The 15,960-nt window shown below is 67.2% G+C and carries 7 protein-coding genes and 1 pseudogene; 2 read left to right on the forward strand and 6 right to left on the reverse strand.

Features of this window, described 5'->3' with window-relative positions; translation table 11 throughout:
- Positions 1-151: 151 nt before the first annotated feature.
- The 6 genes and pseudogenes from OG568_RS31935 to OG568_RS31960 form a co-directional block, all read right to left on the reverse strand.
- Positions 152-1,201 (reverse strand): ABC transporter substrate-binding protein, encoded by a 1,050-nt coding sequence (locus OG568_RS31935; protein ID WP_329534035.1) that lies wholly within the window; start codon positions 1,199-1,201, stop codon positions 152-154.
- 224 nt (positions 1,202-1,425) lie between these two features.
- Entirely contained in the window at positions 1,426-2,982 is a 1,557-nt protein-coding gene (locus OG568_RS31940; protein ID WP_443077795.1) for an IS200/IS605 family accessory protein TnpB-related protein, read from the reverse strand.
- A 339-nt stretch (positions 2,983-3,321) separates the two neighbouring features.
- On the reverse strand, positions 3,322-3,984 hold the full coding sequence (locus tag OG568_RS31945; RefSeq protein ID WP_329534037.1) for a DUF4232 domain-containing protein: 663 nt from the start codon (positions 3,982-3,984) through the stop codon (positions 3,322-3,324).
- 270 nt (positions 3,985-4,254) lie between these two features.
- A complete protein-coding gene (locus OG568_RS31950) occupies positions 4,255-4,473 on the reverse strand; it encodes a DUF397 domain-containing protein (RefSeq protein ID WP_329536516.1) in 219 nt (72 codons plus the stop codon).
- Between the two features lie 93 nt (positions 4,474-4,566).
- The gene (locus OG568_RS31955) at positions 4,567-5,076 is read right to left on the reverse strand and encodes a hypothetical protein (protein ID WP_329534038.1); all 510 of its coding nucleotides are present in this window, start codon (positions 5,074-5,076) and stop codon (positions 4,567-4,569) included.
- Between the two features lie 65 nt (positions 5,077-5,141).
- Positions 5,142-5,261 (reverse strand): annotated as a pseudogene (locus tag OG568_RS31960) (acyl-CoA dehydrogenase); the annotation flags it as partial.
- 362 nt (positions 5,262-5,623) lie between these two features.
- On the opposite strand from OG568_RS31960, the gene OG568_RS31965 reads away from it, so the two are divergent.
- Both OG568_RS31965 and OG568_RS31970 read left to right on the forward strand, forming a co-directional pair.
- Complete coding sequence (locus OG568_RS31965) at positions 5,624-9,220, forward strand: LamG-like jellyroll fold domain-containing protein (protein ID WP_329534039.1); 3,597 nt, start codon at positions 5,624-5,626, stop codon at positions 9,218-9,220.
- 150 nt (positions 9,221-9,370) lie between these two features.
- Positions 9,371-15,955 carry an RHS repeat-associated core domain-containing protein gene (locus tag OG568_RS31970; RefSeq protein WP_329534040.1) on the forward strand — a complete coding sequence of 2,195 codons (6,585 nt, stop codon included), beginning with the start codon at positions 9,371-9,373 and terminating at the stop codon, positions 15,953-15,955.
- Positions 15,956-15,960 lie beyond the last annotated feature (5 nt).

Here is a 15,960-nt window from a genome sequence, read left to right on the forward strand (position 1 = left end):
CACGCACAGGATGCGTGTCGCCGCCCCGGGGTTGAGTACGCCGGGGACCTGGGGGTACCTCCCACGCCCTTAAGGCAGTGGGGGAGCGCCCAAGACCGTTCGGGGCGTGCGGCTGGGCAGACTCACTCCTGCTCAGTCCAGAGGAACGGTGTCAGGCGACCTTCTTGGCCTTCTCGATCGCCTCGGCGAGGTTGTCGAGGAGCGGGGTGCACTTGGCGTACGACACGATCGGCTCGGGGGAGCGGGCGATGACCTGGCCGGCCTTGACGGCGGGCAGCTTCTTCCAGGTGGCCTCGGCGATGTCGGCCGGCTGGATGGTCGCGCTGCGGTCGTCCATGATGATGATGTCCGCCGGGTACTTGTCGACGTTCTCCCAGCTCAGGTTCTCGAACCAACCGCCGCTGGCCTTCAGGGCCTTGGCGGAGGGCTCGACGATGTTCACGCCGAGTGCCTTGAAGTACTCCAGGTCGATGGAGAGGTTCGAGCCGGAGACGTAGAAGATGTCCTGGCTCGCGGAACCGGCGAGCACCTTGATCTCGGGGCGGGCCTTGGCCGCGGTGCGCAGCCGCTCGGCGGCCGTCTCGAACTTCTTCTTCGCCTCGGCGATCTGGGCGGACTTCTCGTCGGCGCCCAGCGACACCGCGAGCGCGAGCATGCGCTGCAGCGACACGGGCATCTGGCGGTCGTAGACGGAGATACCGACGCTCGGGGCGAGCTTGAGGATCTTCGCCTTGGATTCCTCGGGGACGTACCAGAGGGTGCCCGCGGAGTCGAACATGGTGGAGATCAGCACGTCGGGCGCGAGGGCCGCGTACTTCTCGATGTTGAACTGGCCCCACTCGTTGCCGAGGACGGTCAGCTTGCTGACGTCCATGTCGCCGGCCTGGACGTCGGCCTTGCCGTCCTTGGTCGTGGTCGGGCCGAAGACGCCCTTGACCTCGATGCCGTAGTCGTGGAGGGCGGCGGCGACACCGGTGAAGGCGACGATGTTCGCCGGGATCTTGTCCAGCTTCACCGTCGTGCCGCGGTCGTCCTTGAAGGTCCAGGGGCCGGACTTGGCGGCGGCGGCCTTCGTCGACTCCGAGCCACCGCTTTTCGCGTCGTCGTCGCCGCAGGCGGCGAGGACGGCGCCGAGACCGAGGGCGCCGCCGGCGGCGAGGATGCCGCGTCGGGTGAGGTGGGTGGCACGGGCGTTGGACATGTGTGTGGCTGCTTTCGGCACGGGGCGGGAGCGCCCGCCGGACAAGTTCGAAGGTAGGTTAGCCTAACCTCACCACTTGTCCAGAGGGCGGGCGCCGTCCGCCCGGCCGGGACGGTAATGGTGCGGCTGCCTCGTTCGGCGCCCCGCTTGGCCCCCTCATCCTGTTGCTTGCGGGTTGGTTTGACGCCCTGTGACGACAGCGGCGCTTCCATGACGAACCGTTCCTAGAGACTGAGCGGGAGTGAGTCCTGTTGCCAGGACTGTTGCTCAGCCGTGTGTCCCGAACGGTGTTGGGCACGCTGGTCGCCCGCTTTCGTGCCACTGCCGGGCGGCACGCATCTGGTGCGTGGTCCGGGAAGGTGGGGGCGGGTTTCCTCACGCCGTCGGGTTTCCGGTCGGGCCTGGACACTCCGATGCCCGTAACGATCGCTCTGGTCGTTGCGGGGCGGTGGTGTCCGTCGCCGGATCGGGTGCCCGAGGGCGCGTCGTCCGATCGCCACGGCTGCCGCGTCGTGGCGGGTGGTGGTACGGGTGGGGGTGGTGAGGGGCTGCTGCCAGTGCTGGGCTCCCCAGCGGGAGGTGTAGGCCGGGTCTACCGCGACGATGGCGATGTCCTGCTCGGCGGCCATGAATACCAGTCGCGCCTTCAGCCGGGCGGTGGGGAAGCGGGAGATCAGGCGGCGGAAACGCTTGTTGCGGCCGTGCCGCTCCCGGCTGGTGCCGTCGGTGAAGTCCAGGTCTTCGATGGCGATCGCGGCGGCCCCGCCGCGGCGGGTGTGGTGCAGCAGGCGGGTCAGGGCGTGCCGGATCTGGGCGTCCCGGTGCGCGGTGGTGCCCGTCAGGTCGTAGAAGAAGCGCCGGGGTTCGCCGACCGGGTTGCCGTGCACGTCGAGGTGCCAGGCGGCGAGGTGGTCGTCGTTCATGTCCACCGCGACCACGCCCTTCGCGAGGGCCGCCTGAAGCGGCAGGACCGGGACAGCGGCGCGCTGCCAGGACGCGGTCACATACCAGCGGCCCCGCAGCGGGTCGTGGTGGATGCGGTAGGCGACCGCCCGGTTCGCGGTGACCCGGTCCAGCCACTCCTGCCCCCGGTGCTTGAACGCCACCGTCGCGTCCAGGACGTACCGGCCGTGCGGGGCGTTGGCCAGATGGTGCAGGACGGCCGGAAGCCTGAGGGAGAGCTGTCCGGTTGTGGTGATGCGGATAGTCTCGTTGCCGCAGCGTTTGCCGGACTCGCCGTCGGCGGCCAGGAACATCCGGGCCGCTCGCCATCGTTCCCGCCAGGCTCGCTCGTCCAGCCGCGCCTCGTCCAGATGATGCCGCAGGTGCGCGAGCCGTTTCCCGCCGCGCACCACGCGTACCCGGCCCGCCGCCCAGTCCGCCTCCACCGCCGCCAGCCGGCCTTTCAGGGCGTGCAGGCGGCGGGACTTGGCGTGCCACTCGGATCGCGACCCGTATCCACGTACCAGTCCCTCACGCCTGCTCGCCTTCGCGCCCAGCGGGCGGGCCAGCCGCGCCTGGATCTGTCCGATCTGCCCGCGCAGCCACGCCATCTCCGCCGCCTGGCCGCGCCGGGCCAGCGCCCACTGATCGTGCGTGGCCTTGGTGATACTCCCCGCCCACCGCGCGGACGAGCTACCGGTCAGCTCCCGCTTACGCGCCGCCCACCCGGCCACATCATGCGCCAGCCCCTGCCGGGAACGGACCGCGAGATCACCTACGGCCAGCGACCCCAGAAACACCCCGACCTCGCGCAGCACCGCCGCATCCGCTTCTGACACGCGCAGCCGGTCCCGGATGGCCACCCCTGAGGGGCCCGGCACCACGAACGACGGCCTGAGCTCCCGCAGCCCGCCCACTCCGTCACCCCCCAGCGCGACGCCGAAATCCCGACGCCATGCCCAACGAGCACCACCCACAGAGGTCACCCATTCGACACAAGAACCTCCGTTCCCTCCCGAAAGCCCCCCACGCACCATCACAGCCAGACCGCTGACACTCACTCCCGCTCACCAGAACGCACTCAAACCCAGCCCACAGAGAGCAGTTCACAACCCCACTGCCGCAGAGCGGACAGCGGTCGCTCCGCGGCAGTGGGGTGGGGGTGGGGCGGGAACGGGTCAGGCGCCGGTGCCCGCCTGGAAGGCCGTCAGGTTCGCGGCGGAGGAGACGGGTACCGCGCCGCCTGTCCAGTCCACCTTCAGGGAGACCTTTTCGTCCGGCGGCGTGATCAGGATCCCCGTGGGCGTGGCCGTCTTGGCTTTACTGACCTCGGGGTTGCCGAAACTCAGTCCGGCCCAGGCGCTCTTGCCCGGCGCCAGCGTGATCTTGGTGGGGCTTCCGGAGCCGCGCTTGGGGTCCGGTCCCAGCTGCTTGCCGGAGCCGTCCACGAAGGCGACGCCCGGGTAGCCGTCGATGGTGCAGGTGCGCCCGGAGAAGTTGGTCACGACAAGCGGGAAGTTCTCCTGCCCGGCGCCCGGGTTGTTCTCGCCGACGTGCCCGCGCAGTTGGGAGGCCGTGCAGCGAGTGCTCGTGGCGCCGCCCCCGGAGACCGACGTGCCGCCGGAGCCCTTCGACGCACCGGTGGCGGTGGAGGTGGCGCCCGTGTTCGTCGTGGTGTCGGCGGTGCTCGAGTCATCACCGGAGGCCTGCTGGCCCGACCCGGATGTCGTCTTCGGGGCGCTGGCGGTGCCCTGACCGTCGTTGCAGGCTGTGAGCAGGCTCAGGGCGGCTACTGCACCGAGCGCGGACACCACACGTCGTGCAGTCAGGAAGGTTGCCATGTCTGTTTGCTCCTTGAAACTTACAGCCCGAGACGAGCGTGTGAACGGCGCCATGTGCCCCGTCATCCCTGTGTGATGCACGCCGTCGCGGAAAAGTTCGCGCGAATTTCCGGGTGCTGTAGGGGCGCTCCCCCCGGGGCGTGTCAGCCGGTGACCGCACCGGGTCCAGGACGCGGTCGGTCGCGTCGCCGCCGCTGTCCTGGGGTGGCTGTACGTACTGGGGCACGGCCTGATCAAGGGAGGAAGCACGTCGGCTCGGGCCCCGCATGGCTAGGGCCTGTCCGCCGGGCGAGGGTCGGTCGACGTCTTGAGGGTTCGTATCAGGGAGTTGAGGGCGGCGGGCGTGGTCGTGAGGATGGTTTCCGGGTCGTCGCTTTCGCGGAGGCGGACCGTTCCGGTGGGAGTGGCGGCGACGCGGACGCAGTTCGCGCTTCCTGGCGTAAGTGGGCTGTGCCTGGGCGGGTGCTGCGACGCACGGGCCGCCGCCAGAACCCCGGCGGGCCGGTGGTGTCCGGCGGTCCCTGGATGTCGTTCATCCAGGGAGTCGTCGAGGAGTCGGCGGCCGGTTGAGGCCGCCGCCGGTCAGGCCTCTGTGAACAGTTCTTCGCTACGGGCGGCCGTGATGGCGCGGTCGAACCAGGTGCTGAGGGTGTCCAGATCGGTGCATTCGATGATGCGCTTCCTGGTGGCTTCGGGGATGTCGACGCCGCGGACGTCGAGGATGCGGAGGATGTCCTCGGCTTGGCTCTGGGCCAGTCCTTGGGTCAGTCCCTCGGCCCGGCCCTTGATGTGGGTCTCCTCGATGAGGGTGCCGCTGCCGGGGAAGCGGCTGGTCCAGGTGGCCATCAGGTTCCTCCAGAGTGTGCGGGTCCGGGAGTCGCCCAGACCGATCTCGGTGTATTCCGCCCAGCCTTTCGCGGTCTCGCCGCTCGCGTTGGCGAGCGCTGTCGCCAGTGCGTCCAATATCACAGGAAGGGCGGGGTCCTTGGCGTGGGTGAGTGCGGAGAAGACGGACAGGGGGATGTCCTGTGCCGCCTCCTCCGGGTCGGTGATCGCGGGGAGGTTGTCGGGGCCCAGGACCAGCGGGAACACCGTGATGCTGGTGTGGGCGGGCGGGCCGATGCGGATGGGTTCCGCGGCCCAGGAGGCGGTGGTTTCCAGCCGACCTTCGAGTACGGGGCGGCGACCGTGAAGCCGGGGGTGCCGGACGGGACGATGATCGCGGAGATGAGCGGTTTGCCCTCGGGTCCCCCGCCCGTGACCGCAGTGACCGTGACAGGGCGCAGCTTTGCATGGCCTTTGCTGATTTCGGTCACGTAGGGCATTGAATAAGCCAATTGCGAAGTGAATATCGGGGGGTGACGGTTCATACTAGACAAATAGAAATGTGTCCAAAGTCACTAAAGATTGACCAAGTCAAGTAATGGCAATTTAACTCTGCGTATCCTGTAAGAATCTTGTGAGCGGAGTGGACACCGTGAAATCGGGGTGGGGAATCGGAGCGCCCATATGGAGGGTGCGAAGATCGCGTGGTGTGCTTCTGGGGGGTGTGGCCGCATCGTTGGTGCTGTCGGCGTTGCCCGTGCTGCCAGTCGAGACGGCTGCGGCGGTGGCTGCCGCAGTTGCGTTACCGGGTGTAGTGGACGAGCCGACCGCGCTGGCCCAGGCGAAAGCTTCTGGCGAGCCGGTGGAGGTGACGGCGGACCGTACCGAGTACTCGACGACGCGCGCCAATCCGGACGGTTCGTTCAAGCTGACTCAGGCGACCACGCCCCAGCGTGTGAAGAACAGTGACGGGACCTGGGGCACCGTCGACCCCACGTTGGAGCGTCGACCTGATGGTCGTATCGCCCCTAGCGGCGCGGTGGTTGACCTGTCCTTCTCTGGCGGTGGTCCGGGCTCGGACATGCTCCACCTCGCCAAGGACGGCCGTTCGATCACTCTGGGGTGGGCTGGTTCGCTGCCTCAGCCGACTCTGGATGGCGCAACGGCCACCTACTCCAATGTCTTCAACGGGGTGGACCTCCAACTGACGGCCACCGCGGAGGGGTACCGCGAAGTACTCGTCGTCAAGACGCCTGAGGCTGCTCAGGACCCAGCACTCGAGCAGGTCAAGCTCGCGGCCTCGGGGGACGGGCTGACCGTGACATCCGGTGCCGGTGGCGGTCTTCGGGCCGTCGACGAAGACGGTAACGCGGTCTTTCGTGGACCCGCGGGGCAGATGTGGGACTCCGCCGGTGACGCCGAGGCGGGCCCGCAGACCCAGCTCTTGTCGTCCCATGCAGACGTATCCGCGAACGGGGCACCGCGGGACGACCCCTCGCAGCCTGGGGAAGGCGATGCCAGCGCGGTACTGCCGGTCAAGGTGGACGACGGCACCGTCGCCGTCCACCCAGACCTGGCGTTGCTGCGTGGCAAACAGACGGTCTACCCGGTCTACATCGATCCCTCCGTCGGCCTGGGTGTCTCGGAGCGCACGAAGCTCTCCTCCGATGGCGACAAGTTCTGGATGTTCGACGGGGACAAGGGTGTCGGCAAGTGTGGCACCGCGGACGGCTACTCCTGCGGCAGCGGCTACGTAGACCGCATGTACTTCGAGTTCGCGCCCACCAAGCTGGCCGGCAAGTACGTGCTGGACGCGACCTTCCGCGCCCGTGAGACATGGTCGTTCAACTGCGATCCGCACTGGACCGACCTGGTGCGCACGGACAACATTTCCGAGGGCACCCGGTGGCCGGGGCCCAAGCAACTCGACCTGATGGGTGACCGCTACGTCTCGGCGGGACGAGGCTCCCTGTGCAGCCCGGACCAGCCGGATGCCTGGATCGAGTTCAACGACAACCCCGATGAGCCGGACGAGAATCTGAAGAATACGGTCCGCTCGTTCGCGGATGGCAAGATCAGCCGTCTGACGCTGATGCTGCGGGCCAAGGACGAGGGCGATCCACGAGCCTGGAAGCGGTTCGACGACAACGCCGAACTGCAGGTCACTTTCGCTTACAAGCCTGGCGTGCCCACGGACGTCGGTCTCATCCCGGGCAACGGCACCACCGCTTACTGCAAGAAGTCCGCCGATCCGCTCATCGTGACGCGCAAGGATCCGATGGTGCAGGCCCGCGTGCAGACCCTGGTGGAGGCCCACAAGGGCAGCGAGGAGGGCTCCCTGCAGGCCGAGTATGTCATCGAGCGAGGTGACGACTCGCCCTGGCATGAAGCGTGGACCGGCTACATGCCAAACCCCGGCTGGCACCCCGACGAGACCCTGGAGAAGCTGCGCACCAACGACCGTGCTGATGGGGGCCTGTATCGCTACAGGGCGCGGACGCAGTCGCACTGGTCCTACGACGGCAAGAGCGGCGACCTGTGGTCCTCCTACAGCTCCTGGTGCTACTTCAAGATCGACTCGCTGGCACCGAAGATGCCCCGTGTCACTGCCGGATCCCCCTACACCGAGTGCGGCACGCTCTGCGACGGCAAGGGGGGCCCGGGTGTGCCCGGTTCCTTCACCTTCCAGCCCAACGCCGCCGACATCGACGCCGCCGGGAACACCGACGTCAAGGCCTATGAGTGGAAGCTGCTGTCCACTCCGGCCCGGCAGGTAGCCGGCCAACTCAAAGCCGATGTCAAGGATGTGACACCTCCGCTTTCAGGCACCCAGGTTCTCTCGGTACGGGCCAAGGACGTCTACGACCGGTGGGGTACGCCCGCGGAGTTCATCTTCAAGGTGGCTCCGGCCGCCGGTGCGGTGGGCCGCTGGCACTTCGACGACGGAGCACCTGGCTCCGGGGTGACGGTGGCGAAGGACGCCGCCACCGAGGGAACCCGGCACGACGCCACGCTGCAGACCGCAGGTGCGGGCTGGTCCACCCTGGCGCGCCGTGGCGACGCCGACTACTCGCTGTGGCTCAATGACGGCTCGGACGACACATTGCGCTCGGGTTACGCAGCCACCGCGGTCCCTGCCGTGAACACCAAGGACTCCTTCACGGTCTCGGCGTGGGTTTACCTGACGGACGCCTCGCAGAACCGTGTGGTGCTGTCGGCGCCTGGCGCGTACGGGTCGGCGTTCACGCTGTACTACTCCACGAGCTACAAGAAGTGGGTTTTCAACCGCACCGCCGCGGACGTCAAGGACAGCCCGGTCTACCTGCGGTCGATCGCTGACGCCGGTCCTCCGCCGCTGAACGTGTGGACACACCTGGCAGCCGTATTCGACACAGGAAAGGACACCGACAAGACGAACGACACCATCCAGCTCTTCGTCAACGGCCGCCCGCAGGGTAAGCCGGTGGTGTTGAACTCGTTGTCCACCGCATATCAGCCGTGGACGTCCTCGGCCGGTCTGCAGTTCGGCCGCTCTCTGGTCGGCGGCGTCTACGGGGAGAACTTCCGCGGGCGCGTCGACGAGGTCTCCGTGTGGCAGTACGCCCTGAAGCCGGAGCAGATCGCCGAGGAGGCGCAAGTCCTGCAGGACGGTGTTGCGGCCAACGAACTCGTTGCGTACTGGGATGCCACCTCCTCGACCGGCAACCAGGTTAAGGAGTTTTCCTCCTACCCCGCGCCGGCGCTGGCGCTGTCACCCACGGGGGCCGTGCTGGATGAGGAGAACAACGCCCTTGTCCTGGACGGAACGTCGGGCTACGCCTCGGCGACCGGCCCGGTGACTGACGAGACCGGCTCGTTCACCGTGTCGGCGCACGTGAGGCTGGACTCGTCAAAGCTGGCGTCCAAGCCGGTGGGCTATCAGGCCCAGGTGGCGGGACAGGCGATCGGCGGTGAGTCCTCATGGGCGCTGTGGGTGGTCAAGCCCGACGTCGGCGTCTACCAGTGGAAATTCACCCGCACCGCTGTCGGAGCGGATGGCAAGGTCACCCAGAGCGCGGAGGTGGCTGCCGGTGATGTCGCCGAAACGGACACGGGGGTTGACGTCACCGGTGTCTTCGATGCGCAGGAGGGGTGGCAGTGGACCGATCCGGACGATCCGTCCAGGACCGAGGAGCGGATGGGGCAACTGCACCTGTACGTAGGGGAGTTCGAGCAGCCCGGTGAGGACAGGTCCGGGTTCTCCGCGCTCCAGCAAGGCACCGGAGCGCTCTCCGCAGGCGGCCGCGGCACGGCCGTCGGATCCACGGGCTATTACTTGCCCGGCGCCCTGGACTCCCTGAGGGTCTGGACCGGAGCGATGACCGCCGACCAGATCCGTTCGCAGGTTCTGGCCACCCCAGACAACATCTGAGCCCAAGCCGTCGTCCACCGTCGGGCGGCCCGCGCAGTGAGCGGGCCGCCCGGCAGCGGTGGCACGTGCGTTGCTCCTCTTCTTCTTTCTCCCATCCAACCCAGCGGCACGCGCCGGGCTCAAGGCTGCCCGCGTGCAGGAAGAAGTCACATGAACCCCTTCGGCATACCACGGCCTGGATCGGGCCGCGGTGGCGGTACAAGAAGACGCTGGTCCCGCCGCATAGCCGCGGCCACCGGACTGGCCCTGGTTCCCGGCCTTCTCACTCCCGTCGCGTTCGCGGCGGAGGCCGATCCCCTGGGTGACCCTGGACTGAAGGCGCCGCGCGCCTCCAAGGTCAGCCCGTTCACCGCCGAGGTGAACACGAAGGCCGCCGACACGGTGAAGAAGTCCGCCGCGGCGGACCAGGCCGCGGCCGCGCGAGCGCGCCTTGACCAGCAGCAGCGAACTACTTGGCCCACATCGGGCAGGACGTCCCTGAAGGTTCCGGCGAAGGGCACGGTCGAGGCGGCCCCGGGTGCCCTGCCCGTCACGGTGGCCAGGCCTGCCAAGGGCAAGGCAGCCGCGTCTTTGACGGTTCAGGTGCTGGACCAGGAGGCGGCTCAGTCGCTCGGCGTCAAGGGCGTGGTCCTGAAGGTCACCGGCCCCAAGGGCGGTGGAAAGGCCCGGCTCGGCCTGGACTATTCGGCCTTCGCCTCGGCCTACGGCGGCGACTGGGCCGGGCGCCTGCAACTCTCCCGGCTGCCGGACTGCGCCCTGGATGATCCGTCCAGGGCCAAGTGCCGCAAGCGCACCAGCCTCGACTCCAGCAACGACCGTGCGCACGACCGTATCTCGGCGCCGCTGAGTCTTGCGTCCAGCGGTGCGCCGATGATGTTGGCGCTCGCGGCCGCCACCGGTGCCAAGTCGGGCAGCGGTGACTACAAGGCGACCCCACTGTCCGCGTCGTCGACCTGGGAGGCAGGGGGGTCGTCGGGCACGTTCACGTGGTCGTATCCCCTGCGAGTGCCGCCAGCCGCAGCGGGTTCCGAGCCCGCCCTGTCGATCTCGTACGACTCCAGCAGTGTCGACGGGCGTACCGCGAACACGAACAACCAAGGCAGCCAGATCGGTGAGGGTTTCGACCTGACCTCGTCCTTCATCGAGCGCAAGTATGGCTCGTGCGACGACGACGGGCAGAGCGAGAAGTACGACCTGTGCTGGAAGTATGACAATGCGTCGTTGGTGCTGAACGGCAAGGCCACCGAGCTGGTCAAGGACGACACCTCGGGCAAGTGGCGGCTGAAGAACGACGACGCCTCCACGGTCACCCACTCCACCGGCGCGGACAACAACGACGACAACGGTGAGTACTGGACGGTCGTCACGGGCGACGGCACGAAGTACGTCTTCGGCCTGAACAAGCTCGATGGCGCGGGCGCCGACGACCGCACCGAGTCGGTGTGGACCGTGCCAGTGTTCGGGGACGATACGGGGGAGCCCGGCTACTCCGACGGGACCAGCTTCTCCGGCCGGGACAAGAAGCAGGCCTGGCGCTGGAACCTCGACTATGTCGAGGACACCCACGACAACGCCATGTCGTACTGGTACACGGCCGAGCACAACAACTACGACAAGCTCGGCGACGACAACACCGGTACCGACTACGTCCGCGGTGGCTACCTGAAGGAGATTCGTTACGGCCAGCGCGTCGGCGCACTGTTCTCCGGCTCGCCCACCGCGTCTGACAAGGTCACGTTCTCCTACTCCGAGCGCTGCCTGGCCTCCGGGACGGGTTGCGACTCGCTGACGAAGGACACCCGGGACAACTGGCCCGACGTACCGTTCGACACCATCTGCAAGGACGACGACAAGTGCACCGGCAACGTCGGTCCGTCGTTCTTCACACGCAAGCGCCTGACCACCATCACCACGTACGCCTGGAACGGGGCGGCATCGACCCCCGGCTTCGAGGCGGTGGATGCCTGGACGCTCAAGCAGCTGTACCTGGACCCCGGTGACACGGGTGACTCGACCGACCAGTCCCTGTGGCTGGACGAGATCAAGCACACGGGCAAGCGCGGGACGGATCTCTCCCTGGACCCCGTCAGGTTCACGCACGAGATGCGTTCCAACCGGGTCGACGGCGCGGCCGACGACATCCTGCCGCTCAACAGGCCGCGACTGAAGACCGTCACGTCCGAGACCGGCGCGAAGACCATCGTCACCTACGCGGACGCCGAGTGCGTCGCGGGCCAGACCATGCCCAAGGTCGACGAGAACACCAAGCGCTGCTACCCCGTCTACTGGTCTCCCAACGGGGAGAAGGACCCGATTCTCGACTGGTTCCAGAAGTATCCGGTCACCTCGGTTTCCTCCACCGACACGTACGGCGGCTCGGAGAACGTGCAGCACACCTACCAGTACTCCGGTGGCGGAGCCTGGCACTACAACGAGGACCCGATGACTCCCGCCAAGGAGCGCACCTGGTCCGTCTGGCGCGGCTACGCGAAGGTCACCCACCTCACGGGCAATCCCGGGCGTACGCAGAGCAAAACCGTCACCGTGTACATGCGGGGCATGAACGGTGACCGTGTCCTGGGCCCGGATGGGAAGACCCCGGACGCGGACGCCCGTAAGCCGGTGAAGGTCTCGGGCATCAAGGCCGCCGACATCACCGACTCGGACGAGTACGCGGGATTCACCCGCGAATCGGCCACCTACGACGGTGACACCGAGGTCTCGGGCACGATCAGCGACCCCTGGTCGAAGCGGACGGCGACCCAGCACAAGTCGTACGCGGACACGGAGGCGTACTACGTGCGCACGGGGGCCACTCACGCCCGTACGAACATCACCAGCAAGCTCACCCCGTACGACCGGGTGCGCACGGTGAAGACCACCTATGACGACTACGGCATGGCCGACACCGTCGAAGACCAGGGTGACGACGCGGTCAAGGACGACGAGAAGTGCACCCGCACCTGGTACGCCCGAAGCGACGACAAGGGTCTCAACTCCCTTGTCTCCCGCACCCGTACCGTCGCCAAGACCTGTGCCACCGCCGACTCGGCGCTCGACCTGCCCGCGGACTCGTCGCGTCCGGGCAACGTCATCTCCGACACGGCGACGATCTACGACGACACCGCGGCCACCGTCTGGTCCGCGAGTCAGAAGCCGACCAAGGGCGATGCGGTCTGGACGGGCCGGGCCAAGGGCTACGGCAGCGATGACGCTCCGGCCTGGCAGAAGACCGCGACGAGCTCCTACGACACTCTGGGCCGTGTGCGTGTGGTCAAGGACGCAGGCGACCGGCTCGTCGCCGACACCACGTACGTTCCGGTCGACGCAGGACCGCTGACCTCCAACAGCGCCAGCAATTTCAAGGGGTACACGACCACCAGCGCGGTGGACTTCGCCACTGGTGCGACGGTGAAGAGCACCGATCCCAACAACAAGGTCACGGAATCCGAGTACGACAGCCTCGGTCGTGTCACCAAGGTATGGCTGCCCAACCGTCTTACGGCCCTGAAGAAGACACCGAACTACGTCTACGACTACAAGATCACAAGCTCGGACATGTCCTGGGTGTCCACCAGCACCCTCAAGGGCGACGGCTCCGGCTACAACATCAGCTACACCTTCTACGACTCGCTCCTGCGCACCCGGCAGACCCAGTCCCCGACCCCGCAGGGTGGTCGGCTCATCTCCCTGGCCCTGTACGACTCGCGAGGGCTGGCCATCACCCAGCAGTCCGACATCTGGGACAGCACCTCGACGCCGGTGTCCGCGCCGGTCGAAACCTCCGAGGGTCAGGCCCCGATCCAGGCGGACACGACCTACGACGGCGCCGAGCGGGCGATCAAGGCGGTGACCAAGGTCCACGGTGTGGCCCGTTGGATCACCGAGACCACGTACACCGGTGACACGGTGTCCACGACAGCTCCAGCAGGCGGTCAGGCTACGGCGGTGGTCGCCAACGCCCTGGGCCAGACCACGGAACGCCGCGAGTACGCGGGCCCCAAGCCGACCGGTACCGCGTACACCACGACCGGCTACACCTACCGGCCGAGCGGCCAGCAGGAAGCGATCACCGGCCCCGATCAGTCCAAGTGGTCCTACGAGTACGACCTGTTCGGACGCCAGACCGCGGCTGTGGATCCGGACAAGGGCAGGGCGACGACCGAGTACAACGTCCTCGACCAGGTCACGAAGACTGTCAACGCCAACAAGGCGAACAACACACTCCTGTACGAGTACGACGATCTCGGCCGCAGGACCGGCATGTGGCAAACCGACAAGACGGACGCCAACAAGCTCGCGGCCTGGGGCTTCGACGCCGTGGCCAAGGGACAGCAGGACACCGCCACGCGCTATGACGGTGGGGTCGCCGGCAAGGCGTACACCCAGAAGGTCACGTCGTACGACAACCTCTACCAGGTCACGGGAAGCCAACTGCTCCTGCCCGACACGGATCCGTTGGTGACCGCAGGCGTGCCGAAGACGCTGTCGTTCACCACCGGCTACAACCTGGACGGCACCGTGGATCAGTCCGCCGCACCGGCGGTGGCCGGCCTCGCGGCGGAGACGGTCAAGTACAAGTACAACTCAACCGGCCAGCAGCTCACCTCGAAGGGGACGACGGGCTATCTCCAGGGCGCCGAGTTCTCTCCGCAGGGCGACCTGGCCAAGCTCGCCCTGGGCATGGACGGGGGTGATTCGGCGAAGAAGGCCTATCTCATCTGGCTCTACGAAGAAGGCACCCGCCGTCTCACCCGGGCCCAGGTGACGGACGACGTCCACAGCTACCCGGTCCAGGACCTGAACTTCAAGCAGGACGACGCGGGCAACGTCACGTCCATCTTCGACACCACCACCCAGGGCGGCACGGCCAAGGCCGACTACCAGTGCTTCGCCTACGACGGCTACAGCCGCATGACCGAGGCCTGGACGCCGAAGACCGCGGACTGTGCCGCGACGGGCCGCGCGATGTCCAACATCGACGGCGCGGCTCCGTACTGGACGTCCTACACGTACAACGCCGGTGGTCAGCGCCAGACGGAGACGCAGCACGCGACATCGGGTGACAAGACCACCACGTACAAGTACGACGACACCACGGACAACAAGCCCCACACGCTGGACAAGACGACGGGCGCCACGGCAGCCAGCTACGTCTACGACAGCACGGGTAACACCACGTCCCGTCCGGGCCCCGCGGCTCAGCAGGCGCTGGTCTGGAACACCGAGGGCGAGCTGGCGGGGCTCACCGAGGGCACGAAGGAGACCAGTTACCTCTACGATGCGAACGGCGAACTGCTGATCCGGCGGGCCAAGGGTGACGGGGACACGGTCCTCTACCTGGGTGGCGGTACCGAGGCGCGGCTGACGGTCAAGGGGACGACGAAGACCCTGTCGGGCACCCGGTACTACGCGGGCAACGGCCAGACCATCGCCTGCCGTACCGCGGTCTCGGGCACCACGGGCACGAAGCTCAGCTTCCTGGCCGGGGACCATCACGGCACGTCGAGCGTGGCCCTGGACGCGAGCACGTACGCAATAACGAAGCGCTACAGCTCGCCGTTCGGCGGAACACGCGGTACGAAGGCGACCACCTGGCCCGACGACAAGGCCTTCCTCGGCAAGCCGGCCGACGCATCGACGGCACTGACGCATGTCGGCGCCCGCGAGTACGACCCGTCGATCGGCCAGTTCATCAGCGTCGACCCGGTCCTCTCGATCGACCAGCACCAGTCCCTCAACGGCTACAGCTACGCGGGAAACAGTCCCGTCACCCAGTCCGATCCCACAGGTCTGCAATATCCCGCTGACCAGGGCAGCAGCGGCGGCGCGAACGGCACCGGGTGCTACTTCGTCCTCCAGGACCCGTGCGGCGGTGTCACCACCAAGCCCGGCGGTGGCGGGGGTGCGGGCGGTAGCGGTTGCTACTACGTCCTCAGCGATGCGTGCGGGACTTCTGGTGGGGGCGGTGGCGGCGGAACATCCCACACGGGCGGTTCCGGTCACACCAGCAGTGGCGGTGGCGACGGTCCGAAAACCGGCCCCGGAGATTCTGGGGGGTGCGGATCGTGGGGTTTTCTTGCGAGCTTCTGCTCTGGTGTCGGGGAATCGTTCTATGGCCTTGTAAGTAACATCCCGCACACAGCCGAATACGCTGGTTGGATCTTCGACTCGGACTGTCGCGGTAATGGAGGGCCGGGATCTCCAGGCTGCGACTACGGGGCCCAGTTCGACAACTGGGTAGCTGGCTATGGCTATGACACTTCTAGCGATTCCTATCAGGTTCCGAGTGCCCTGGCTGCAATATTTGGTCATAGGCCGACCTATGGGGTGCGAAACAAACCCTTCGCGGGATCCATTATTGGCCCGACGGGGAAGAGTACTCACTGGGCAGGGGTGGAGGTGCGAAACGCAGAGGGTGATCTGGTCAATGCTTATACCCTTCGAAGTGGAACTCAGACACCCGAAGAGAAAGCGCTCGGATTTCCCAATAATTCGCAGGCCAGCCACACGGAAAGTCGGGCGGGGCGTATGTCGGGGGCCACTCCAAGCGTTCGCATCCCAGGGGATCGCTATGCGAACCTGGCACCTGTCAGCCCTGGCGACACCGTGACGATCGCGGGCACCAATCCGCCGTGCACCCAGTGCCAGGGTTCCATGAGGCGAGCGGCCGCCCAGACAGGGGCCACGTTCGTGTACGTTTGGGAAGGAAAAACTTGGAGTAGTGCGGGGTGACAAAC

This window comes from Streptomyces sp. NBC_01450 (assembly GCF_036227505.1).
Classification (GTDB): Bacteria; Actinomycetota; Actinomycetes; order Streptomycetales; family Streptomycetaceae; genus Streptomyces.